General features: G+C 67.1%; 25 protein-coding genes. 16 read left to right on the top strand and 9 right to left on the bottom strand.

All coding sequences use genetic code 11. The annotated features are described in order from the left end of the window. Positions 1-10: 10 nt before the first annotated feature. The 11 genes from L8F96_RS04655 to fliS all read left to right on the top strand — a co-directional run bounded on the left by L8F96_RS04655 (position 11) and on the right by fliS (position 9,043). Positions 11-1,786, top strand: a complete 1,776-nt coding sequence (locus L8F96_RS04655) for a flagellar hook-length control protein FliK (RefSeq protein ID WP_334655263.1) — start codon at positions 11-13, stop codon at positions 1,784-1,786. 20 nt (positions 1,787-1,806) lie between these two features. Then, positions 1,807-2,397, top strand: coding sequence for a flagellar basal body-associated FliL family protein (locus tag L8F96_RS04650; RefSeq protein ID WP_046407807.1), 591 nt, complete (start codon positions 1,807-1,809; stop codon positions 2,395-2,397). 78 nt (positions 2,398-2,475) lie between these two features. Beyond that, the gene (locus tag L8F96_RS04645; RefSeq protein WP_314471631.1) at positions 2,476-3,342 is read left to right on the top strand and encodes a flagellar motor switch protein FliM; all 867 of its coding nucleotides are present in this window, start codon (positions 2,476-2,478) and stop codon (positions 3,340-3,342) included. Continuing rightward, positions 3,339-3,641 carry a flagellar motor switch protein FliN gene (gene fliN, locus L8F96_RS04640; RefSeq protein ID WP_046407812.1) on the top strand — a complete coding sequence of 101 codons (303 nt, stop codon included), beginning with the start codon at positions 3,339-3,341 and terminating at the stop codon, positions 3,639-3,641. The genes L8F96_RS04645 and fliN overlap by 4 nt, the downstream gene beginning before the upstream one ends. A gap of 9 nt (positions 3,642-3,650) precedes the next feature. Beyond that, positions 3,651-3,920 carry a FliO/MopB family protein gene (locus L8F96_RS04635; RefSeq protein ID WP_046407814.1) on the top strand — a complete coding sequence of 90 codons (270 nt, stop codon included), beginning with the start codon at positions 3,651-3,653 and terminating at the stop codon, positions 3,918-3,920. A gap of 2 nt (positions 3,921-3,922) precedes the next feature. Beyond that, a complete protein-coding gene (gene fliP, locus L8F96_RS04630; protein WP_417158943.1) occupies positions 3,923-4,789 on the top strand; it encodes a flagellar type III secretion system pore protein FliP in 867 nt (288 codons plus the stop codon). A gap of 61 nt (positions 4,790-4,850) precedes the next feature. Continuing rightward, positions 4,851-5,123, top strand: coding sequence for a flagellar biosynthesis protein FliQ (gene fliQ / locus L8F96_RS04625; RefSeq protein ID WP_046407818.1), 273 nt, complete (start codon positions 4,851-4,853; stop codon positions 5,121-5,123). Positions 5,124-5,183: 60 nt separating this feature from the next. Next, the gene (gene fliR, locus L8F96_RS04620) at positions 5,184-5,957 is read left to right on the top strand and encodes a flagellar biosynthetic protein FliR (RefSeq protein WP_136450736.1); all 774 of its coding nucleotides are present in this window, start codon (positions 5,184-5,186) and stop codon (positions 5,955-5,957) included. Beyond that, positions 5,950-7,074, top strand: coding sequence for an EscU/YscU/HrcU family type III secretion system export apparatus switch protein (locus tag L8F96_RS04615; protein ID WP_334655254.1), 1,125 nt, complete (start codon positions 5,950-5,952; stop codon positions 7,072-7,074). The genes fliR and L8F96_RS04615 overlap by 8 nt, the downstream gene beginning before the upstream one ends. Before the next feature lie 71 nt (positions 7,075-7,145). Continuing rightward, the gene (fliD, locus tag L8F96_RS04610) at positions 7,146-8,645 is read left to right on the top strand and encodes a flagellar filament capping protein FliD (protein ID WP_334655252.1); all 1,500 of its coding nucleotides are present in this window, start codon (positions 7,146-7,148) and stop codon (positions 8,643-8,645) included. Next, positions 8,645-9,043: a flagellar export chaperone FliS gene (fliS, locus tag L8F96_RS04605; RefSeq protein ID WP_334655251.1), complete on the top strand. Its 399-nt coding sequence runs from the start codon at positions 8,645-8,647 to the stop codon at positions 9,041-9,043. The genes fliD and fliS overlap by 1 nt, the downstream gene beginning before the upstream one ends. 16 nt (positions 9,044-9,059) lie before the next feature. On the opposite strand, the gene L8F96_RS04600 is transcribed toward fliS, so the two are convergent. Genes L8F96_RS04600 through argH form a run of 5 tightly spaced genes read right to left on the bottom strand, consistent with a single transcriptional unit; the run spans position 9,060 to position 13,640 of the window. Continuing rightward, entirely contained in the window at positions 9,060-10,010 is a 951-nt protein-coding gene (locus tag L8F96_RS04600; RefSeq protein ID WP_334655250.1) for a CorA family divalent cation transporter, read from the bottom strand. Further along, the gene (locus L8F96_RS04595) at positions 10,007-10,783 is read right to left on the bottom strand and encodes a precorrin-2 dehydrogenase/sirohydrochlorin ferrochelatase family protein (RefSeq protein ID WP_334655249.1); all 777 of its coding nucleotides are present in this window, start codon (positions 10,781-10,783) and stop codon (positions 10,007-10,009) included. Before L8F96_RS04595 ends, L8F96_RS04600 begins: the two co-directional genes overlap by 4 nt. Next, complete coding sequence (lysA, locus tag L8F96_RS04590; RefSeq protein WP_046407831.1) at positions 10,780-12,036, bottom strand: diaminopimelate decarboxylase; 1,257 nt, start codon at positions 12,034-12,036, stop codon at positions 10,780-10,782. The genes L8F96_RS04595 and lysA overlap by 4 nt, the downstream gene beginning before the upstream one ends. A gap of 3 nt (positions 12,037-12,039) precedes the next feature. Then, positions 12,040-12,276 carry a hypothetical protein gene (locus L8F96_RS04585; protein ID WP_046407832.1) on the bottom strand — a complete coding sequence of 79 codons (237 nt, stop codon included), beginning with the start codon at positions 12,274-12,276 and terminating at the stop codon, positions 12,040-12,042. Next, on the bottom strand, positions 12,273-13,640 hold the full coding sequence (argH, locus tag L8F96_RS04580; protein WP_334655635.1) for an argininosuccinate lyase: 1,368 nt from the start codon (positions 13,638-13,640) through the stop codon (positions 12,273-12,275). Before argH ends, L8F96_RS04585 begins: the two co-directional genes overlap by 4 nt. A 184-nt stretch (positions 13,641-13,824) precedes the next feature. On the opposite strand from argH, the gene L8F96_RS04575 reads away from it, so the two are divergent. Then, positions 13,825-14,262 carry a TlpA family protein disulfide reductase gene (locus L8F96_RS04575; RefSeq protein ID WP_334655248.1) on the top strand — a complete coding sequence of 146 codons (438 nt, stop codon included), beginning with the start codon at positions 13,825-13,827 and terminating at the stop codon, positions 14,260-14,262. Positions 14,263-14,274: 12 nt separating this feature from the next. Here L8F96_RS04575 and queA read toward each other — a convergent pair whose 3' ends face one another. From queA to L8F96_RS04555, 4 genes are all read right to left on the bottom strand, one after another. After that, on the bottom strand, positions 14,275-15,300 hold the full coding sequence (gene queA, locus L8F96_RS04570; protein ID WP_334655247.1) for a tRNA preQ1(34) S-adenosylmethionine ribosyltransferase-isomerase QueA: 1,026 nt from the start codon (positions 15,298-15,300) through the stop codon (positions 14,275-14,277). A gap of 134 nt (positions 15,301-15,434) precedes the next feature. Then, on the bottom strand, positions 15,435-17,180 hold the full coding sequence (locus tag L8F96_RS04565; RefSeq protein ID WP_334655245.1) for an N-acyl-D-amino-acid deacylase family protein: 1,746 nt from the start codon (positions 17,178-17,180) through the stop codon (positions 15,435-15,437). A gap of 101 nt (positions 17,181-17,281) precedes the next feature. Continuing rightward, positions 17,282-18,166: a beta-keto acid cleavage family enzyme gene (locus L8F96_RS04560; RefSeq protein WP_334655244.1), complete on the bottom strand. Its 885-nt coding sequence runs from the start codon at positions 18,164-18,166 to the stop codon at positions 17,282-17,284. 1 nt (position 18,167) lies between these two features. Continuing rightward, the gene (locus L8F96_RS04555) at positions 18,168-19,919 is read right to left on the bottom strand and encodes an N-acyl-D-amino-acid deacylase family protein (RefSeq protein ID WP_334655243.1); all 1,752 of its coding nucleotides are present in this window, start codon (positions 19,917-19,919) and stop codon (positions 18,168-18,170) included. Between the two features lie 94 nt (positions 19,920-20,013). On the opposite strand from L8F96_RS04555, the gene L8F96_RS04550 reads away from it, so the two are divergent. The 4 genes from L8F96_RS04550 (at position 20,014) to L8F96_RS04535 (ending at position 22,428) form a co-directional block, all read left to right on the top strand. Next, positions 20,014-20,739, top strand: coding sequence for a nitroreductase family protein (locus tag L8F96_RS04550; protein WP_082102720.1), 726 nt, complete (start codon positions 20,014-20,016; stop codon positions 20,737-20,739). 113 nt (positions 20,740-20,852) lie between these two features. Next, the gene (locus L8F96_RS04545) at positions 20,853-21,752 is read left to right on the top strand and encodes a heme o synthase (protein ID WP_125944185.1); all 900 of its coding nucleotides are present in this window, start codon (positions 20,853-20,855) and stop codon (positions 21,750-21,752) included. After that, positions 21,749-21,883 (top strand): hypothetical protein, encoded by a 135-nt coding sequence (locus tag L8F96_RS04540; protein ID WP_269430559.1) that lies wholly within the window; start codon positions 21,749-21,751, stop codon positions 21,881-21,883. Before L8F96_RS04545 ends, L8F96_RS04540 begins: the two co-directional genes overlap by 4 nt. After that, the gene (locus L8F96_RS04535) at positions 21,883-22,428 is read left to right on the top strand and encodes a cytochrome c oxidase assembly protein (protein WP_046407844.1); all 546 of its coding nucleotides are present in this window, start codon (positions 21,883-21,885) and stop codon (positions 22,426-22,428) included. The genes L8F96_RS04540 and L8F96_RS04535 overlap by 1 nt, the downstream gene beginning before the upstream one ends. The last annotated feature ends 36 nt before the right edge of the window (positions 22,429-22,464 follow it).

Genomic DNA, 22,464 nt, shown 5'->3' with positions numbered 1-22,464 from the left:
GACTGCCGCGATGACGTTGATCTCCTTCCATTCTCAGGCTCCAGTGGCTGGCGCGCTGTCGGTGCCGATAGCGGGACGGGGCGCGGCGATGCCGGCTGAGGCGGCGCTGTTCGCGTCGTTGTTGCAGATGGCGCCGATGATCGAACCGGGTACCGGCGGCACGCGGCAAGCCGAGGCGGCAGGCGGCAAGACCTTGCCGGCAAGCCCCGGCAGCGAGGATCTGTCGCACGGCGAAGCGCTTGCGCCGTGGCTCGCGATGCCAATGTGTGACGTGTTGCCGCCGTCGTTCGATGCGGCAGGGGTTGAGCCGCCGGTGACCCGTGGCGCTGCTGCGACGGCCGCGATTGCAGCGCCGCTGCCGTTCCTGATGTGTGAGCCTGACGAGGTTGATCCGATTGAGCTGCCGGGTGCGATCCCCGGTGCCGGAGATGTTGACACCGCCGCCACCACCGTTGGGGGCGTCGCCGCGTTGCCGCAACGCGCAGCGCCGTTGGCGAGCGAGGCGGCTCCTACGCCCGACTTGCCCGCGATTGCAGGCGACGGCGGTCAGATGGCTGCGCCCACGCTTGCCAGTGGCAGGGCGTCGCTCATGGCGTCGGTCGCTCTTCCCGCCGTGGAGCTGCCGCCGCTGGTTGCGCATGCCACTGCCTCGGTGCTTCAAGATGCGGCGTTGCATGAGGTGGGCCGCGACGATCCCTTGAAATCGACGGACCACATGGTCGCTGCACCTCAGGTCAGCGAGGGGCATGCCGCGTCGGACGCAGATCCGGTGATGGCGCCGTTGCTAGCTGATCGTCCGGTGATTGCCGCGAACGCGACGCCAGCCGTCCGCGGCGCTCTGATGGTCGGGGCAGCAGACACCGAGAACGTCGAACCACTGGTTGGCAGGCCGGCGATTGTTGACGCGGTCGTGACCCCGCGGGCGGCCACGGTCGAGGCAAGTCCGGCTTCGGGCGATGCGTCTGTCACGCGTTCAACGGCGCCAATCGCTGCGGCCGCCGTTCCTCGCGCCAGTTTGGGCGCAGCAGGCGAGCCGCCGGTCACTGTCGGTGTTCAATCTCCGGAGAAGGTGGCCCTCGAGAGCGACGCGCCGTTTCTGTCGCCAGTCACCATCATCTCGGACCGCGCGGGCCAGGCGGGGCGCGGTTCAGCTGTGACCCCGACGGCTCCGGTGGTTCAGGTGCCATCGCTCGCGCCTCAGGCCGTGCCGCAACCTGCAGCCGTGCCCGCGATCGCGCCCGCGGCGCAGGTGTTCGCCGCTGCCATTCACCAGGCAGTGCGCGACGAGCGCCGCCTTGATCCTGCGGAAGGACTGATCGCATCGGTGGGCATTGCTTCGTCGGCCGCAGTCGGAAGCGACCTTATGGCGGCTGCGCCGATCGTCATGACCAGCAACGACTGGCCAATGAAGATGATCGGCCGGATCGAGATGATCCGCGACGCGCTGGACGCTGTGGATACCAGCATCCGGCTGGTGCCCGACAAGCTCGGCGCGATCGACGTGTCGCTGCGCCGCGAGGGTGATGCGGTCGCGGTGCAGATGATCGCACAGAGCCCCGAAACCCGGCAGATCCTAGCCGAGGCACAGCCGCGGCTCGTCGAGCTTGCGGAGGCGCGCGGGCTGAAGCTGTCGGCGCATCTCGGCGATGGCAGCAGCACCGGGCAGCAGCATCAGCAGCAGCCACAGGCGCAGCGCACGCCGACCGGCGCGCCAGCCACATCCAACCGTTCGACCCATCTCGCCACCAGCGATGCCGGTGGCGGGGACGACGACCGAATCGCGTGAACACCAGGGACGTTTGACCAATGAGTGACAAGGAACAGGCCGAGGGCGCGCCCAAGAAGAAGGGCAAGCTGGGCAAGATCATCGTGATGGCGGTCGGCGGCCTCGTGCTGGTCGGCGGGGGGGTCGGTGCCGGCCTCTATGCGGCCGGATCCGGCCTCGTCGGCGCTGCCCATGCGGAAGATCCGAACAAGCCCAAGCTGGTGCCCAAGGGTGCGCAGCCCGCGCCAGAGGGCGACGAAGGCGGGCATGGCGGCGGCGAGGAAAAGCCGACGCCGGAAGGCGCGGCGGGCCCCTACGCGTCCAATTATTACGCGTTGGAAAAGGAGTTTACCGCCAATCTCCAGGATTCGGTGCACTTCATCCAGGTCGGAATCGCCATCTCGACGCCGTATGATGAGAAGGTCATCCAGAACCTGAAGGCGAACGATATCGCGATCCGCTCCGCGATCCTGATGACGCTGGGCGACACCACCGAGGACCAGGTCTTTTCCTCCGCCGGGAAGATGGCGCTGGCCAAGCGGCTGGAGGGCGCAATCAACACGACGTTGAAGCAAAAGGAAGGCTTTGGCGGCGTTGGTAACGTCTACTTTACCAATTTCGTTGTTCAGTGAACGTGCATGGTTAACGCCACGTCCTCTCCTCCGCGCGAACGGCGCGAGCGATCCCGCGCACGGCCGGTTCAGGCCGGCGTGCTCGGGCAAGCAAAGCTCAATCCGTTCGGCGACCTGCACACGCTGCAGCATCTCTCGGCGCGTCTCGCCCGGGGGATGCGCGGCGTGTTCGAGCCGTTGCTGCGCGAAGAGGTGCGGGCCTGGGCGGAGCCGCTCGCGGTGCAGCGGTTCGCCGATTATCGCGCGGAGCGCCCTGACCGGCTGACTGCGTGGCTGCCGATGGGGATGGACGATCGCACCGCGCTGCTGGTGCTGGACGGCGAGTTCGTGCTGGAGCTGCTCGACCTGTTCTTCGGTGGCACGGGCGCCGCGCCGGCCGACATGCCGCGCGAATTCTCACCCGCGGCGGAGGCGATGGTCGCGCGGCTGGGCGACATGATCGCGCGCCCGCTGACCGCCGCCTGGGAGCCGCTGGCCCGCGTGTCATTCTCGATCGGGCGGTGCGAGGCCAATGCCTCAATGCTCGCCGATTTCGACGGCGATGACGCGATGATCGTCACCCGGTTCGGTATCGCGCCGGGACAGGAAAAGCCGGCCTTTGTCGACATCGTCTATCCCGTCAGTGCTCTGAAGCCGCACGGCACCGCGCTGACCGGCAAGGTCGTGGCGAAGGCGGCGGCCGAGGATGCCCTGTGGCAGACGGCGCTGACCCGCGCGGCAATGAACATCCGCTTCCCGGTGCGCTCGGTCCTCGCGGAACCGACGATTCGCCTGTCCAAGCTGATGTCGCTTCAGCCCGGTGACGTGATCCCGATCAGCTTCGGCCAGGACGTGCCGGTGATGGTCGGCAACGATCGCCTCGGCACCGGCACGGTGGGGACGTCGAACGGCCATGCGGCGATCAAACTGACCTCGCTCGCTTCTCTCGAAGGATTGACCCAGTGAACGACATGAGCGGCGGCTTCCCGCCAAAGGACATGGGCGATGGCGCCCTCGCCGCGAATTTCCGCCTGCTGCAGGACGTCGACGTCAAGCTGACGGTCGAGATCGGCTCCACCCAGCTGACGCTGCGCGAGCTGCTGGCACTGGGTGAATCGAGCGTTATCGAGCTGGATCGGCAGGCGAACGAGTTGCTCGACGTGTTCGTCAACGGAACGCTGATCGGCCGGGGCGAAGTGGTGACGGTGGGCGACCGCTTCGGCGTGCGCATGACCGAGCTCGTCAATCCCGACAAGCGCGGCTGATCATCTGCGATGATGTGGTCCTATATCCTGAAGCTGATCGTGTTGCTGCCGCTCGTCTGCGGTCTGATGATCGGCTGCCTGTACCTGTGGCGGCGGCTGGAAAGCCGCATGCCGGGACGTACCGATACGCGCCTCATCAACGTCAAGGAGACGATGATGATCTCGCCGGGGCTGCGGCTCGCGGTGGTGGAATTTGAAGGCAAGCGGCTGCTGGTGTCGGTCGGCCGCGGCGGGGTGACGCTGGTCGATCGTGCCGACGCGCCGAGGACCCTTTCGTGAGCGTGACCCGCGTCGGCAACGGCCCGGCCCTGTTCCGCGATGTCGAGCACCGCCGCCCGGTGGCGTTCCCGTGGGGCAAGGTGCTGTTGATCGCCTTTGCCTTCCTGGTTGCGGTGCTGGTCGCCATGCCTGCGCTGGCACAGGGCGCGCCGGTCGCGCCGGCACCTGCCGCACCGGGAGCAGGGGATGCGGTGGATCGCGCGCTGGGGCAGCTTGGCGGCGGGCCGAACGGCTCGGGCTCGATGTCGCTGTCGCTGCAGGTCCTTATCATCATGGGCCTGCTCAGCATTCTGCCGGGCATCCTGCTGATGATGACCAGCTTCACCCGGATCATCATCGTGCTGTCGATCCTGCGCCAGGCGATGGGCCTGCAGCAGACGCCGCCCAACCAGGTGCTGATCGGCCTCAGCCTGTTCCTGTCGCTGTTCGTGATGGCGCCCGTGATCAGCCAGATCAACACCACTGCGATCCAGCCTTATGCCGCCGGGCAGATGGGCGGCACCGACCTGATCAAGACCGCCGGTGCACCGCTCCATGCCTTCATGGTGAAGCAGACGCGGGTGAAGGATGTGACGATGTTTGCCGAAATGGCAAAGTCGGGCCCCTATGCGACACCCGATGACATTCCCTATTCGGTGCTGCTGCCCGCGTTCGTGACCAGCGAGTTGAAGACCGCGTTCCAGATCGGCTTCCTGATCTTCCTGCCGTTCCTGGTAATCGATCTGGTGGTTGCCACCGTGCTGATGGCGCTGGGCATGGCGATGCTCAGCCCGACGATCATCTCATTGCCGTTCAAGCTGCTGTTGTTCGTGCTGGTCGATGGCTGGGCGCTGACGATGGGTAGTCTGGCCAACAGCTTCGCCACGTAGCGCGATCACGCAAGCCGCGCCGACCGAGCGCATGGTGCAGGTGAGAAGTCGGACATTCAGCATGGTAGACGCAGATTATTTCCTCACCGTAGCGAACCAGACGCTCTGGGTGCTGGCGCTCGCCGCGGCGCCGATCCTGATCCCTGCGCTGGTTTCCGGCCTGATCCTGGGCATGATCCAGGCGGCGACCTCGATCCAGGAACAGACGTTGAGCTTCGTGCCCAAGCTGATCGTGGTCGGCCTGTCGCTGGTGATCTTCGGCGCGATGATCCTGGGGCTGCTCAGCGATTTCACCGTCTCGATCTTCGAACGCATTCCCGACCTGGTTCGATAGGCCGGTGACGAGGGTTCTCGACCTGCACGCGGCGGCAATGGCCGGCCGGGCGGCGCGGCGATGCTAGGGCTGGGCCTGTCGATCGAGCCGCAATTGTGGGCGCTGATCTTCGTCATGGTGCGCGTCGGCGCGGCCTTTGTCGCGGCGCCGGTGTTCGGCAATGTCTCGGTCCCGGTACAGGTACGCGTCGTCCTGGCCGGCGCCGTCGGCGTGCTGGTGCTGGGGATGCATGACGTGACACCGCCGCCGCAGGTGTTCGCCGTCGCGACCTTTCTGGCGATTGCGGCCGAGGCGCTGGTCGGGCTGGCGCTCGGCTTCATCCTCCAGATCGCCTTTGCGGCGCCGCTGATTGCCGGCGAAGTCATTGGCGGTTCGATGGGCATCGGCTTTGCCAACATGGTCGATCCCAATACCGGCCGCTCCTCCCCCGCGATCGGCCAGTTTCTGTCGATCCTGCTGACGCTGCTGTTCCTGTCGGTCGACGGGCACCTTGTCCTCGTCGATACGGTGGCGCGCAGCTATACCGCGCTGCCGCCCGGTGCTGCCTGGCTCGCGCCCGGCCAGCTGCGCGATATTGCGCTGTTTGGCGGTTATGCGTTCTTTGCCGGCCTGCTGCTCGCGCTGCCGGTCGGCTTCCTTTTACTCTGCCTTAATCTGGTGGTCGGTATGATCTCGCGGTCGGCACCGGCGCTGAACCTGTTCTCGATCGGCCTGCCGGCGAGCCTAGCGGTCGGCGTCATCGCGATGGCGGCGGCCTTCCCGGCGATGGGGGATTACATGCTGGTCGTCGTGCGCGAGGGCCTGGAAGCGGCACGGAGCCTGGTACTTGGCTGACGAGTTCGGCGAAAAGACAGAAGCCCCGACACCCAAGCGTCTGAAGGACGCGCGGAAAAAGGGTGACGTCCTCAAATCACGTGAGTTCGCAACGGCGCTCGTCGCGCTGGCGGGGGTGGCGTGGCTCGTCTTCTTCGGGCCGATGCTGATCACCGCGTGCAAGGGCGTGATGGCCGAAAGCTTTCAGTTCACCCGCGGCGACGTGGAGGATTTCCAGCCGTTTCGCCCGCTTGCCGCGGCCGGGTGGAAGCTGCTGCCTGCGTTCGGGACGCTCTTCGCGATCGTGATGGCGGCTGGCGTTGCCAGTTCGGCGGCGCTCGGCTCGCTCCAGTTCAACGCCGGGCTGTTGGCGCCCAAGGGCAATCGCATCAATCCCGCCTCCGGGTTGAAGCGCATTTTCGGCATGAATGGCTGGATCGAGCTGGGCAAGTCGCTGCTCAAGGTGGCGCTGCTGGGATCGATCGGCGTGTGGCTGCTGATGAGCAGTGCGCGCACGACGCTGGGGCTTGCCCGATCGGACCTTGGCGCTGCGGTTGATGCGCTGGGCGGTACGCTCACCACCTTGATGATCGTCATGTCCATGGGGCTGGTCGCGATCGCGCTGCTCGACGTACCGCTGCAGATGTTCCAGCGCATGAAGAAGCTGCGCATGTCGAAGCAGGAACAGAAGGACGAGCACAAGGAGAGCGAGGGCAATCCCGAGGTGAAGGCGCAGATCCGCTCGCGCCAGCACGCGATGCTGTCCCGCTCCACCCGCGGTGCGGTTGCCGAGGCGCATGTCGTGCTGACCAACCCGACGCATTTTGCGGTGGCGCTGCGTTACGATCGCGGACGCGACCAGGTGCCGGTGGTGGTCGCCAAGGGCCGCGGCGCGACCGCGCTGGCGATCCGCGAGCTGGCGAGCGAGATGGCGGTGCCGATCCTCGAATATCCCATGCTCGCGCGTGCGGTGTATTACACCAGTCGCGAGAACCAGGAGGTGCGCGATGACCTTTATATGGCGATCGCGACGGTGCTGGCGTTCGTCTTCAATCTGAACGCTGGCGGTGCGCCGCTGCCGCCGATCGACGTTCCGCCCGGCGCGCGCTTCGACGAGAATGGCGTCGCGCTGCACTAGGGCAGGGAACAGCCGCCGGTCCGGCGCAAAGCGCTAAATCTTTGCGGCGCGCGGCCGTTTAGTCTGACGTCATGACCACCGTCTCGAGCAGCGGCGCCACGCCGACACCGACCCCGACGCCCAGCACGACGAGCGTGACCAAGTCGGCGGCGAGCGCGCTGCTGACCTCGCTCAACACCGGATCTGGCGTCGATACCGACACGCTGGTCACCAGTCTGGTTCAGGCGCAGTTCGCCGCCAAGAATGCGGCGATTACCGCCCGGTCCGATAAACTGACCGCGCAATTGTCCGGCGTGTCGACGCTGAAGAACATGATCACCGATTTCACGACGGCGCTCGAGACGCTGGTGAAGAGCGGGACGCTCCAGTCGCAGCCGGTCAGCTCCAGCCCGGGCGTGTTGACCGCCACACCGATCACCGGTGCGAAGTTGACGGGGCTCAGCGCTAGTGTCGGTGTGGAGCAGTTGGCGACCGCACAGGCGGCGGTGTCCAAGGCGAGCGTCGCCAGCAAGACCGAGGTCCTGGGATCGGGTACCTTCGTGCTGAAGGTCGGCAGTGCGGTGCTCGATCCTGTCACCGGCGAGATGACGAGTGTGGACGCGGTGGGCGATCCGATCGAGATCGAGGTGAAGGACGCCTCGATCACCACGATCGCCGCCGCGATCAACGCGCGCAAGGCGGGCGTCACTGCGTCCGTCGTCACCGATGCCGATGGCCGCGCCTATCTGTCGCTGAAGGGGGACACCGGCAGCGCCAAGGCGTTCACGCTGGAAACGTCGATCGACCCGTCGACCAAGCTGTCGCAGTTCGCGGTCGGCCCGACCGGCAGCGGCATGCAGATCACCAGCACGGCCGGCAACGCCGTGCTGACGGTTGATGGCATTCGGGTGGAGCGCGCGTCCAACACCATCACGGACCTGGTCGAGGGCGTGAAGCTGGACCTGCTGTCGACCTCGACCGCGCCGGTGTCGCTCACCTCGTCCACGCCGACCGCGGCGCTGACCAACGCCGTCGAGGACTTCGTCTTCACCTACAATCAGGTGTTCGCCGAGTTGAAGAAGCAGACGGACCCGATCACGGGCGAACTGCGCAGCGACACCGGCGCCAAGAACATGCTGAGCAGCCTGAAGTCGCTGTCGCTGCGTGACCTCCTGCCGAACGCCGCGCCGGGTACGCCGCGCACGCTCGCCGAGATCGGAGTCGGGACTAACCGCGACGGCACCCTGTCGGTCGGCACCGACCGCCTGACGCAGGCGATCAACCAGTTTCCCGGCGCGCTGGAGGCGATGTTCTCCAACTCGTCCGATGGTACCGGCGCGCTTGCGGCGATGAACTCGATCAAGCTCAATGCCACCAGCACCCTCTACGGCCTGGGTGCGTCGACGACGCGCTACAATCAGGCGAAGAGCGACCTGGTCGATCAGCAGGACAAGCTGACGCTGCAGCAGGAGAAGATGACGACGCGGCTGACCCAGCAATTCGCGTCGATGAACGCGCGCGTCGCCGCTTACAAATCGACGCAGACGTTCATGGAAAACCAGATCAAGGCGTGGACCAAGAGCGATAATTGATGGCCTATGCGTCCGCCCTGTTGCGCGATCCGGCGCAGACGTACCGTCGCATCGACCTGGCCGGCCGTACCGCCAACGCGGATGGCCCCGCGCTGGTGCAGCTGCTCTACGACGAATTGTGCCAGGCGCTGCGCGTGGCGGCCTGGGCGGCGGAGAACCGCAAGTTCGCGGTCAAGAGCGAGCGGGTGACGCGTGCCACCGCGATCCTGTTCGCGCTGGAGGCGAACCTGGATTTCGAGCGTGGGGGCGAGGTGTCCGTGACGCTCGCCCGCCTTTACAGCGGCGCGCGCAAGCAGGTGATCGAGGCGAGCCTTGGCCAGGATGGCAAGCCGTTTCGCGAGGTGGCGGATACCCTGTCGGAGATCGCAGAAGCGTGGCGGGCGGCACGCGCGGCCTGACCGGCAGGGGTAGGGCCTAGCGCAGCCAGTGCCGTCCGGCGAACCAGGCGACGACCACGATCGAGATTGCCGCGCACAACGCGACGATGGCGTTGAAGGACCAGGGCTCCTTGGCGAGCCACAGACCCTCCACGTTCATGCCGTATAGACCGGTGATGAACGTGAGCGGCAGGAACACCATTGCTGCGATCGAGATCATCAGGCTGCGCTGATCGAGCTGCTCGGCGCGCAGATCGGTCAATGCCTCGTGCATCAGGCTTGACCGTTCGCGGATCGCCTCCACCTCCTCCGCCATCCGCGCGGCACGATCGGCGGCAGCGAGCAGGTGGGCGCGGTCGTCGGGTTGCAACCAGTCGCCGTCCATCTTCGCCATCTGCTCCAGCGCGGCGCGCTGCGGGTTGAGGAAGCGCCGGTAATTGATCGCTTCCACCCGGACCCGCGTGACGTTGCGGCGGAGGGCGAACACCTTCTTGGCGTCCAGCTGCTGCTCGCAATCGTCGAGATCGTCGCCGAGATCGGCGACTACCGGGTCGAGATCGCCAGTGATGGCCGTTGCGAAGGCTGCGATCAGGTCACCGGGGTCGCGCACCCGGCCGCCCGCCACGTCGCGTTCGACCACGTCGGTCGCCAAGAGATGCTTTCGCGTGACCGAGATCACACGCCCCTTGGTGGCCCAGATCCGGACCGAGGCTAGCATGTCGGAGGAATCGAGCTCCTCGTCGGTGCGGCCGCGCAGGTTCAGGAAGGCGCCCTCGTCGATCGCATCGCACCGCGGACGCGTTTCCTGCGCCGTCAGCGGATCGACGATATAGTCGGGCAGCCTTGCCTCATCACGCAGCCACGCCTGCGCATGTTCCGCCGTATCGGTCAGGTGCACCCACACCATCGGGGCATCGCTGGCCAGCGCGTCGCGGACCGAAACCTTCTCCGCCTCGTCAGCACCGACGCGATAGCCAAAGCCGCTCACGCCATTCTCACATCGACGGTGAGGCCGGGCAGATCGACCGGGGGGACGGCGCATGGCAGCCGGTCGGCATCGGCGCGGGCACGATCGAGAATCGCCGCCGGCACGTTCGCGCCGTGAGTCACCCGGTCGGCATTCGCCAGCAGCCGAGCCTGGCGTAGCGTCAGATCGTCGGGTTCGGGGGAGGTGAGGACCATGCGCTCGACACGACGTTCCCCGCCATCGGAAGGTTCCCGCGTGGGCGGTAGTGCCTGATCATCGGCGAAGTCGCGCAGCACATCGAGCGTTCCGCCGGGCGCGAGTGCCGCAGCGATGGCCCGGCGCCGGGCGGTGGCATCCGGAAAGCGCCCGCGCCACACGCCGCGCGCCGCGTACAGGGCGTCAGCCAGCCGGCCAAGGTTCATCGGTAGCAGCGCCTCCAGCCGCTGGCGCAGCGCTGCCGCCAGCCCGGCCGATGCGCCGCCCGTCCCGATCGCCACCAGGACCGGGTTGCGATCGACGATCGCCGGCAGGGTGAAGTCGCACAGCTCGGGGCGATCCACCGCGTTGACCAGGATGCCGCGCGCCTTCAGCCGCGCGACGGCCGGCTCATCATCCACGACGATGGCCAGTCGCGGATCGTCGCCAGGCGATGCCGGGCGCTCGCTCTCGGTCAGAATGACGGCGCCGGCGCGTTCCAGCAGCCGCCGTTTGGCGGCCGCCGCCTCTCCCTCGCCCACCAATATCACCGCCCGGCCGCTCAGCCGGACGAAGATCGGCAGGCTGTGGAGCGTCACAGCCAGTCCGGCACGCGCTCGGCAGCGAGGATCGTCTCGGCCGAAATCCGGTCCGCCACGACGGCGTACCGGTCGCCGTCGACCAGCACCTCGGGCACCAGCGGGCGCGAATTGTAGGTCGACGCCATGGTCGCCCCATAGGCGCCCGCCGTGCGGAAGATCGCCAGATCGCCGGACTTCACCACGTCGATCTCGCGGTCGCGCGCGAACGTGTCACCCGTCTCGCATACGGGCCCCGCGATATTGGCGACCATCCGCTCACCCGTGGGATGAACGGCCGCGAAATCATGCCAGGCATCGTAGAGGGCCGGGCGGGCCAGATCGTTCATCGCCGCATCGACGATGACATAAGGGTTGGTGACACCCGGCTTCACCCAAATGACTTCGGTCAACAGCACGCCGGCATTGCCCGCGATGACACGGCCAGGCTCGAACATCAGCGTCACGTCCCAGTCGCGCGTGATGCGTGCGACCATCGCGCCGAAATCGGCCGGGTCGGGCGGCACGTCGCCGTCCTTGTAGGTGACGCCCAGGCCACCACCGAGATCGACATGAGTGATCGTGTGCCCGGCGGCGCGCAGCTCGGCGACGAAGGCGCCGATCCGCTCAAAGGCCGCCTCGAGCGGTGCGAGGTTCAGCAGCTGAGAGCCGATGTGGATCGCGACGCCGCGCAGGTTCAGCCCGTCGAGCTGCGACAGCCGGCCGAAGATGCCCGCGGCCTCGTCGATCGCGACGCCGAACTTGTTCTCGCGCTTGCCGGTCGAGATCTTGGCGTGGGTGCCAGCGTCGACGTCTGGATTGACGCGCAGCACCGCGCTGGCCGTCTTGCCGCGCGCTGCCGCCAACTCTGCCAGGACGACGCCTTCCTCTTCCAGCTCGATATTGAACTGGCCGATGCCGGCCTCGATCCCCTTGACCAGCTCCGCACGTGTCTTGCCGACGCCGGAGAAGACGATGTCCTTTGCCGGCATCCCCGCGGCGAGCGCGCGCGCCATTTCACCGCCGGACACCACGTCGGCGCCATAGCCTTCACTCGCCAGCACCTTCAGCACGGCGATGTTCGGGTTCGCCTTGATGGCGTAGGCGAGATGGACCCTCGCCACGTCTTTCAGGCCATCACGGAAGCGGCGGGCCTGGGTGCGCAGGGTGTTGGCGGAATAGACATAGACCGGCGTGCCCACCTCTGCAGCAATGCGCGAGAGCGGGACGGCTTCACAGTGAAGCTCGCCGTTGACGAGTGCGAAATGATCCATTGCTTACCTTGGCGGGAGGTCGAATTCGTCGCTGCGGCGCTGTTCTGAATTGCGCAGCACTTCGTCGCTGCGGCCGGGACGGGCTTGCGGCGAGGGGGTGAGAAGGTCGGCCGGGGTTGGCGTGGCGGTCGCGCCATAAGGAGCGACGGGCAGATGTTCTCCCTCCGCCGGCCGCAACCCGCGCGACGAGCCACAGGCCGCCAGCAGGAGTGTGCCGGCGAGGAGAACGACTGCCTTCATGCCAATGCCTCGCGTGCTTCACGGATCGCGGCGCGCACATTGTCGGGTGCGGTGCCGCCGAAACTGGTTCGGCTGGCCACCGACGCATCGACCGACAGCACGTCATAGACGCGCGCGTCGATCCGCGGATCGATGGCGGTGAGATCCTCGATTGGCAGCTGGTCGAGCCGGACGCCCGTCGCTTCCGCCCGGGCGACCGCGCGGCCGGTGATGTGGTGCGCCTCGCGGAAGGGAATACCCGCCTCGCGCACCAGCCAGTCGGCAAGATCGGTGGCGGTGGCAAAGCCGCTTTCCGCCAGCGCGCGCATGCGATCGGTGCGGAAGGTCGCGCTTTCGACCATGCCGGTCATCGCCGCAAGGCAGAGGCCGAGCAGGTCGTGGCATTCGAACACCGGCGGCTTGTCGTCCTGCATGTCCTTTGAATAGGCCAGCGGGAGCCCCTTCATCGTCACCATCAGGCTGACGAGGCAGCCGGTGATCCGCCCAGCATGGCCGCGCACCAGCTCGGCCGCGTCGGGATTGCGCTTCTGCGGCATGATGGAGCTGCCGGTCGACCATTGGTCGCTGAGCGCGACGAAGCCGAACGGCTGCGAGGCCCAGAGGACGAACTCCTGCGCCAGCCGCGACAGGTGAAGCGCGCATTGCGCCGCGCAGGTCAGGTACTCGATTGCGAAATCGCGATCCGAGACGGCGTCGAGCGAGTTGCGCGTCGGCCCATCGAAGCCGAGCACCGCCGCGGTGGCATGACGATCCACCGGGAAGCCGGTGCCGGCAAGCGCGGCCGAGCCGAGCGGCGACAGGTTCATCCGCACCCGCGCGTCTGCAAAGCGGCTGACGTCGCGGCGCGCCATTTCGACATAGGCCATCAGATGATGGCCCAACGTCACCGGCTGCGCCGACTGAAGGTGCGTGAAGCCGGGCATCACGCTGGCGGCATGTTCCTCGGCGCGGTCGAGCAAGGCGCGCTGGAAGGCAGTGAGCGCGGCGAGCGTCTGATCGATCGCGTCGCGCACCCACAGGCGGAAATCGGTCGCCACCTGATCGTTACGGCTGCGCGCGGTGTGCAGCCGGCCGGCGGTGGGGCCGATCGCGTCGGCCAGCCGCGCCTCGGTCTGCATGTGGATGTCTTCGAGCGCGAGATCCTCGGCGACGCCGGCCTGCTCGTAATGTGCCTCGACCGTCTCGAGCCCGCGCGCGATCGCCGCGGCGTCATCGGCGCCGATGATGCCCTGTTTGGCGAGCATCGCGACATGCGCCTGGCTGCCGCGGATGTCCTGCCGCCACATTCGCTTGTCGAAGGGTATGGAGGCATTTATCTCGCGCATGACCGCGGCCGGCCCTTCGGCAAATCGTCCGCCCCACATCTGGTTGGAACCGCTCATGTCATCGCGCTCGGGAACTGTCTTTCTCCTTGCGGCTGCGCTCGCAGCCTCGGCTTGCGATAAGCAAACGCCCGCCGGTGAGCAAGCGAACGTCGCAGGGGCGGGCGATGCCAGCCCCGATGAGGTGGCGCCGGATGAGGTGGTGGGGAGCAAGTCGGCAGCCAGCATGGCTGGCAAGGTCGACCGCTCGCATCAGGGCGAAGCGGCGCCCGCCGTCACCTTCTTCGATGCGAGCGGCAAGAAGGTGAGCCTTGCCGATTTCCGCGGGAAGCCGGTGCTGCTGAACCTGTGGGCGACATGGTGCGCGCCGTGCATCAAGGAAATGCCCAGCCTCAACGCTGCGGGGGCGATCGCCGGGGACAAGGTGCATGTGCTCGCGGTCAGCCAGGACATGCAGCGCGAGAAGGTCGCCCCCTTCTTCGCCGAGCAGCGGCTGACGCGGCTGGTGCCCTATGTCGATCCCGAGCTCGGCCTGAGCCTGGCCTACAAGGCGAACCTGCCGATGACGATCATGCTCGATGCCAACGGGCGCGAGCTGTGGCGGGTCAGCGGGGCGCGTGACTGGGCCGATGCGGAATCGACGGCGTTGATCGCGGCGAGCTGATCCGCCCTGCGGTCAGGGCAGGAGCAGCGAGGCGTCGCCGTAGGAATAGAAGCGGTAATCGTTTGCGATGGCATGCGCATAGGCTGCCTGCATCCGATCCAGCCCCATCAGCGCCGATACCAGCATGAACAGTGTCGAGCGCGGGAGGTGGAAGTTGGTCAGGAGGCCGTCGATCCCGCGGAAGCGGTAGCCGGGCGTGATGAAGATCGATGTGTCGCCTTCGAACGGCTGAATGATTCCGTCGCTGTCGGTGGCGCTTTCGATCAGGCGAAGCGAGGTGGTGCCAACGGCGATGACCCGGCCGCCTGATGCGCGGACCGCGTTCAACCGATCGGCGGTCGGCGCGTCGATCCTGCCCCATTCCGCATGCATCTGGTGATCGGCGGTGTCCTGCGCCTTCACCGGAAGGAAGGTGCCCGCGCCGACATGCAGCGTGAGCGTGGTGTGGGCGATCTTTGCTGCGTCCAGCGCCGCGATCAGGTCAGGCGTGAAATGCAGCGCGGCGGTGGGCGCGGCGACGGCGCCGGCTTCGCGCGCAAACATCGTCTGGTAATCATCGGCATCGCGCGCATCGGTGGGTCGCTTGGCCGCAATATAGGGTGGCAGCGGCATTCGGCCGGCACGTTCCAGCAGCAGTTCGACCGGCTCCTCGCCGGCGAAGTCGAGCGCGAAGCTTCCGTCCTGCGCGCGATCGCTCGCGGTGGCCGAAACGTCTGCGCCGAAATCGATCGTGTCGCCGGGGCGAAGCCGCTTGGCGTTGCGGATGAAGGCGCGCCAGCGACGCGGCCCCTCGCGCTTGTGCAGCGTGGCGCCGATCCGCGCCTCGCCGCGCGTTCCTTCGAGCTGGGCCGGGATCACGCGCGTATCGTTGAAGACCAGAATGTCGTTGGCGCGCAATTCGCTGGGCAGATCCGCCACGATCCGGTCGCGGGTTGCGGCGCCGTCTAGCACGAGCAGGCGCGCGGAGTCGCGCGGTGCCGCCGGCCGAAGCGCGATCCGTTCCGGTGGAAGATCGAAATCAAAAAGGTCGACGTTCATATCTGGCGGCGCTGTCCAACATGGCGGGTGGCGGCGATCATGGCCGCGTGACGAGCCGCACGCCGGCGCGGCATGGCCGGCAGCAGCTTCGCCGCCCGCCTATGCCGGCCATCGGCCAGAAGGCAAGGGGCGGCTCAGCTCAGGCTGCGGGCGCCGCGTACCAGCCGGCCGGGTGTGCGGCCGGTCCATTCGCCGCGGGCGAAGGTCGGCACGCCGGACTTCACCGTCCATTTGTAGCCGCGCGGCTGTTGCAGGAGGCGGGTGCCGCCGGCGGGCAGATCCTGCACGATCTCGGGCGGGGCGAGCGCGAGGTCGTCGAGCGCGATGACGTTGAGGTCGGCGAGATAGCCGGGTGCCAGAACCCCGCGATCGTGCCAGCCGACGTGCGCGGCGTTCTTCTGGCTGTAGCCGTGCACCAGCGATTCGATCGGCGTGCTGAGGCCGGCCTTGTTGCCGCGTGACCAGAGCGCGAGCGTGGTGGTGGGGAAGCTGCCGTCGCAGATCGTGCCGCAATGCGCGCCGCCATCGGAGAGGCCGTAGAGCACATGATTGCCGGTCATCATGCCGTGTACGTCGTCGAGGTTGCCGCGGGCATAGTTGATCAGCGGCATGTAGAGGAGGCGGCGGCCGCCTTCCTCCATCAGTGCGTCATAGACATAGGCGGCGGGATCGACGCCGGCGCGGGCGGCCTCGGCGGCGATCGACTGGCTTTCGTGCGGTTCGTAATCGACCGGATCGGTCATCCGGAACATGCGCGAAAAACCGCGTGTGATCAGGGCGATAAAGCCTTCGCTGGCGTGGAAGCCGGCATGTTCCGCGAGGATCGCCGAGCGCACGGCCGGATCGGCCAGCGCCTCCAGCCGTGCGTCGACCTTGGCGCTTTGCGCGGCGATGCGGCGGTAGGTGGGGGCGACGACGAAGGGGTTGGTGGTGGAGGCGAAGGAGAGGATCGCGCCGATCGGGCGGGGGGCGACCTGTGCGCTGACGGGGAGGCCGTCGGCGACCATCTGATCGATCTCGCGATAGATGCTTTTCCACCGGTCGGGCGCGTCGTCGGTCTGCTGCACGGTGAAGGAGACTCGGCGGCCGCTGGTGGTGGCGAGGCGGCGGATTAGCTGGAGTTCGGCGGCGGCGAAATCATCGTCGGCGGTGAGATAAGCGTCGGAAATCAACTGGATGACGCCCTTCCCCGTCTGCCGCAGCGCGGCGGCGATGCCGAGCAGTTCGGGATCCTCCGCCGTCAGCGTGCCGATGTTGAGGCCATCGCGGCTGCGGTGCGCATGGGTGCGCGAGGTGGAGAAACCGAGCGCGCCGGCCTCCATCGCCTCGGCGGTGAGGGTGGCCATGCGATCGACCTCGCCCTGCGTCGGGCGGGCCAGATGGTCGCCGCCGCGGTCGCCCATGACGTATGCGCGAAGTGCTGCATGGGGCATGTGGGCGCCGAGATCGATGGTATATTCACGCTCGCTCAAGGCATTGAGATAATCGGGAAAACTTTCCCAATTCCACGTCAGCCCCTCCGCCAGAGCGGTGCCGGGAATGTCCTCCACCCCCTCCAGAAGCTGGATCAGCCAGTCGTGCTTGTCGGCGCGGGCGGGGGCGAATCCTACGCCGCAATTTCCCATCGCGGCGGAGGTGACGCCGTTGATCGAGGACGGGGCGAGAATCTGGTCCCAGGAGACCTGGCCGTCATAGTGGGTGTGGATATCGACGAAGCCGGGGGTGACGATGCAGCCGTCGGCGTCGATGGTTTCACGTGCCGTTCCAGACACTTGGCCGACCGCGACGATCCGGTCGCCCTGCACCGCGACATCGCCGCGGAAGCGGGGGGCGCCGGTGCCGTCGACGACCGTGCCGTTCTTCACCAACAGATCGAACATGTGGCCTCTCCTGGAATTGTAATGGGGTCAGTCCGGCCTGTTGCCGGAGAACATTGGCCTGTCTGCGGAGACGATTGGCCACGTCTGACACGGGGCTGGCCTCATCGCGGCAGACCGAGAATCTTGGCTGCCTGTTCGGGTGTGGCGACCGCGCGGCCGGCCTGTTTCGCCAGCGCAACGACCTCCGCGATCAGCTCCAGGTTGCCGGGCTGACGCTCGCCGCCGAAATCCTCCAGCCCGACGCGGACATGGCCGCCGCGTTCGATCGCGAGCTTGGCAAGGCCGGTTTCCACGACGCAATCGCCGATCGCGGCGACTGCCCAGGGGAGCGACGAGCCCTCAAGCATTTCGAGATAGGCGTCGAGCGCCTTCTCCGTTGGCGGAAGCCCGAAGGTGACGTTGCTGCGCTTGCCGTCGAGGAAATTGTAGCGGCCGCCGAAATAGAGCTTCACGAAGGTGCCTGCGGGGAGGCGGCCGGCCTGTTCATAGGCCAGCGTAGTACGCAGCCAACCGGGTTCGTAGATGGCGATCGCCGGGCCGAGTTTTTCCTGTTCGTGCAGGTCGGCAAGCCAGGCGATGTCGCGATAGGTGGTGGCGTAGAGGACCGAGGCACCGGGCAGGCCGTCGGGGCCGTGCGTGCCGAGATTGACCGAGCCGGGATCGAATGCGCCCATGCGAACGCCGGCGCGGGCGAGGCCGCGATAATGGCTGAAGCGCGCCTCCACATCGGGGCCGGTGGCGACGGTGCCCCAGAGGATCGCGTCGGGCCGCGCCGCCAGCACGGGGGCATAGGCCGCCAAATAGCGATCGACCGCGGCGTCGCCGGTCATGTCCATCCGCTCGATATGCGTGTGGACGATCGCGGCGCCGGCCTCCATCGCGGCCAGCGCCTCGCTGGCGAGTTCGTCCGGGCTGACCGGCACGTTGGGATTGCGCGATTTCGGCGTCGCGCCGTTCAGCGCGGCCTCGATGATGAGCGGTGGCATGTCAGGCAGCAACCGCCTGTCGGCCCGCGCCAGCGGCAGGGGCGGGGGCAGGCTGGCGGCCGCGGATCAGCTTGCCGGGCAGGGCATCGGTCGGCTCGCCATCCTGATAGATGACCTGACCCGACTTGATCGTCGCCACATAGCCCTTCGCCTTTTGCATCAGGCGGCGCGCGCCGGTGGGGAGGTCGTAGATCATGTACGGCTTGCCGAGTTCGAGCTGGTCGAAATCGATGACATTGACGTCGGCGAGATAGCCGGGCGCGAGCAGCCCGCGGTCGGCAAGCCCGACGGCGAGCGCGGTGTCGCGGGTCTGCTGCTTCACCGTGTCGGCAAGGTCCAGCAGAGGCCCGCGCGTGCGATCGCGGCACCAGTGGGTCAGCATGAAGGTGGGCAGGCTGACGTCGCAGATCGCGCCGACATGCGCGCCGCCGTCCGACAGGCCCGAGAGCGTGTTGGGATTGGTGATCATCGCGTGGACGTTGTCGAGATTGCCCTCGACGTAATTGTGCATCGGGAAGAACAGGAAGGCGCGGCCCTCGTCCTCGAGCAAAGCATCATAGACGAGTTCATCGGGGTGGACGCCGAGCCGCTCTGCCTCCGCCGCGAGGCTGGTCGAGGGATCGGGTTCATAGTCCACGCGGTCGGTGATGCGGAACATCTTGTGCTGCGCGCCGGCGACCGAATTGACGAAGGGATGATCCTTCATCGGTGCCTCGGCGATGAGGCGGGCGCGGAACTCGGGATCGCGCATCCGGGCGACCTTCTCCGCCAGCGGCAGGTCGGCGATCTCGCGATAGCTGGGCCGGCTGATGAAGGGGTGGACCGAGCCTTGCAGGCCGAGCATCAGCCCGACCGGGCGGCCGGCGATCTGCGCCTTCAGCGGATAGCCTTCCGCGACGGCGGCATCGAGGCGCTGGGTCAGTTCGCGCCACTGGTTGGGCACGACATCGGCCTGAACCATCGAGAAGCTCAGCGGCTGGCCGGCGATCTTCGTGAGGTCGCGGACGAGGCTGAACTCCTCGTCCATTTCCTGGAAATCGGAGACCCATTGGAGGACGCCCGAGCCAGCGTCGGCGATGCCGCGGGCGATCGCCTCCATCTCCTCGCGCGCGGCGCGCACGGTGGGGGTGAGATCGCCGTCGGCGGTGCGGTGGACCATCGTGCGGGTGGTGGAGAAACCGAGCGCGCCGGCGCGGATCGCCTCCGCGGTGAGGCGGCGCATTTCCTCATTCTCCTCCGGCGTCGCCGGATCGCGGTTCGCGCCGCGCTCGCCCATCACGTACACGCGAAGCGCGCCGTGCGGCACCTGAACGGCGACGTCGATGTCGTGCGGGAGCTGGTCGACGGCATCCATATATTCGCCGAAGCTTTCCCACTGCCACGACAGCCCTTCGTGCAGCGCGGCGCCGGGAATGTCCTCCACGCCCTCCATCAGGCGAATCAGCGTGTCGTGATCCTGCGGGCGGACGGGGGCGAAGCCGACGCCGCAATTCCCGACGACGACGGTGGTGGCGCCGAGCGTCGAGGAGGGGTCCATGCGCGAGGCCCAGGTGATCTGGCCGTCATAATGGGTGTGGATATCGACCCAGCCGGGGGTGACGAGCTTTCCCGTGGCGTCGATTTCGCGGCGGGCCGGGCCGCTAACGGTTCCGATCGCGACGATGCGATCGCCGGAAATCGCCACATCGCCGCGGGTCGGGGCCGCGCCCGATCCATCGACGATCGTGCCGCCCCGAATGATCAGGTCGTACATCGTGCCTCTCCATTTTTACGTCTTTTGCCGGCGATGGTGACTTCGCGGCGGCAGTGAGGCAAGGAGATTCGAACGAGTGACTTAGGAGTGGGTGATGGCGACGACAGCAGCGGCGGCAAGAAACGAGCAGGCGGGCGCGCAGGCAAATGCCCCGTCCGGCGACAGTGCGACGCTGGAGCGGCTGCTGCGCGAGCGGCGTTCGGTGCGCGGGTTCAAGCCCGATCCGGTGCCCGCCGAACTGCTGGAGCGGGTGATGGAGATGGCGCAGCTGGCGCCGTCCAACTGCAACGTCCAGCCGTGGACCGCGCATGTCGTGTCGGGGGCGTCGGCGGAGCGGATGCGCACCGTGCTGCACGATGCGGCCAAGAGCGGCACCAAGATGACGCCTGATTTTCCGCTGACCGGCGCCTATCCGGGCCATTATCGCGGGCGGCAGATCGATGCGGCCAAATCGCTGTTCGCGGCGACCAATGTGGCGCGCGAGGATGTCGCGGCGCGGACCGAATCGTTCCTGCGCAATTTCCGCTTCTTCGACGCGCCGCACGCCATGTTCCTGTTCATCCCGGCCTGGGCGGGGATGCGCGAGGCGGCCGATTGCGGCATGTATGCGCAGTCGTTCATGCTGGCGCTGACCGCCAATGGCCTGGCATCGTGCGCGCAAGGGGCGCTGAGCCACCATGCCGAGATCGTGCACCGCGAACTGGGGGTCGGCGATGACCACAAGCTCCTGTTCGGCATCGCCTTTGGCTATGAGGATCCGGCGCATCCGGCGAACAGCGCGCGTACCGTGCGCGACAAGGATCACGTGCTGCACGGCTGATCGCCGGCAGCAACGCGCGCCGCACGGGTGATCCGCCAGACGTGATCGCCGGCGCGTGCGCGCATCCGCACTTTCCCCAGGCGCGACAAGAGACTATGCCCGCCCCCAGTTCCATGACTCCAGCAAGCCCCCTTTTGCCGCCTGCCGACTGGCGGGACTTCCTCGCGCTGACCAAGCCGCGCGTGCTGACCCTGGTGGTGTTCACCGGGCTGTGCGGCATGCTGGCGGCGCCAGTGACGATCCACCCGGTGCTCGGCTTCACCGCGATCCTGTGCATCGCGCTGGGCGCGGGCGCGGCGGGGGCGCTCAACCAATGGTATGAAGCGGACATCGATGCGGTGATGAAGCGCACGATGGGCCGGCCGCTGCCCGCCGGGCGGATGGATCGCCAGTCGGCGCTTCATTTCGGGGTCGGGCTGGGCGCGTTCTCGGTGATCCTGATGGGGCTGGCGCTGAACGTCGCGGCGGCGGCGATCCTGACCATCTCCATCCTGTTCTATGTCCTGATCTATACCGTCTGGCTGAAGCGCCGGACGCCGCAGAACATCGTCATCGGCGGGGCGGCGGGCGCGTTTCCGCCGCTGATCGGCTGGGCCGCGGCGACGGGCGATGTCGCGCTGCTGCCGCTGCTGTTGTTCATGTTCGTGTTCCTGTGGACGCCGCCGCATTTCTGGGCGCTCGCGCTGTTCGTGAAGACCGATTACGCCAATGCCGGCGTGCCGATGCTGCCCGTCGTGGCGGGCGAGAAGGTGACGCGGCACCAGATCGGCCTCTACACCATCCCGATGGCGATCGTGGCGGTCGCGCCGTGGCCGCTGGGGCTGACCGGCGCGATCTATGGCGTGGTGTCGAGCGTGATGACGGCGTGGTTCGGCGTCCTGGCGTGGCGCGTCGCGCGGCGCACCACGGCCGCGGACGACAAGATGCTGCCCGAAAAGGCGCTGTTCAAATTTTCCGTATTGTACCTGTTTGTGGTGTTTGGCGCGCTTGTCGCCGATCGGTGGATTGCATGATTGATGATCGGGACCTCATCCGCCGGCGCCAGAAGAGCCGCGCGGTCGTGATGGCGGTGTTGCTGGGCGCGTTCGTGGTGCTGGTGTTCGCCATTTCCATCGTGAAGATCAGAGAGGGTCTCGCGCACTGATGTTGGCACGTATTTCGGGCAAGGGGCGTACCGCTGCCTTTGCCGTGCTTGGCCTCCTGTTCATGACCGGTCTCGCCTTCGCCAGCGTGCCGCTGTACCGCCTGTTCTGCCAGGTGACCGGGTTCAACGGCACCACGCAGCGCGGGCTGGAGGCGCCGGGCGCCGTCGCTGGCGAGATGAAGATCGACTTCGACGCCAACACCAACGGCAAGCTGCCGTGGCGCTTCACGCCCGAACAGCCCAACCAGCGGGTGGTGATCGGCGCGCGCAACATGGCGTTCTTCACCGCGACCAACCGCGCCGCCGTGCCGACCACCGGCACCGCCACGTTCAACGTGACGCCGGGGCAGGCGGGGCAATATTTCACCAAGATCGAATGTTTCTGCTTCACCGAACAGACGTTGAAGCCCGGCGAGACGATGCGGATGCCCGTCATCTATTTCGTCGATCCGAAAATCCTTGAGGATCCCGACACGCGGGATATCGAGACCATCACGCTCAGCTATACGTTTTACCCGGTAGATTCGGGCAAGCCGTCCAGCTAAGCGAACGCAAAACACAGGGTACCAACAGGGGAAGAG

It is taken from the genome of Sphingomonas panaciterrae, from assembly GCF_036890205.1.
Lineage (GTDB): Bacteria > Pseudomonadota > Alphaproteobacteria > Sphingomonadales > Sphingomonadaceae > Sphingomonas > Sphingomonas panaciterrae.
This window is presented reverse-complemented; position numbering and strand designations above follow the sequence as displayed.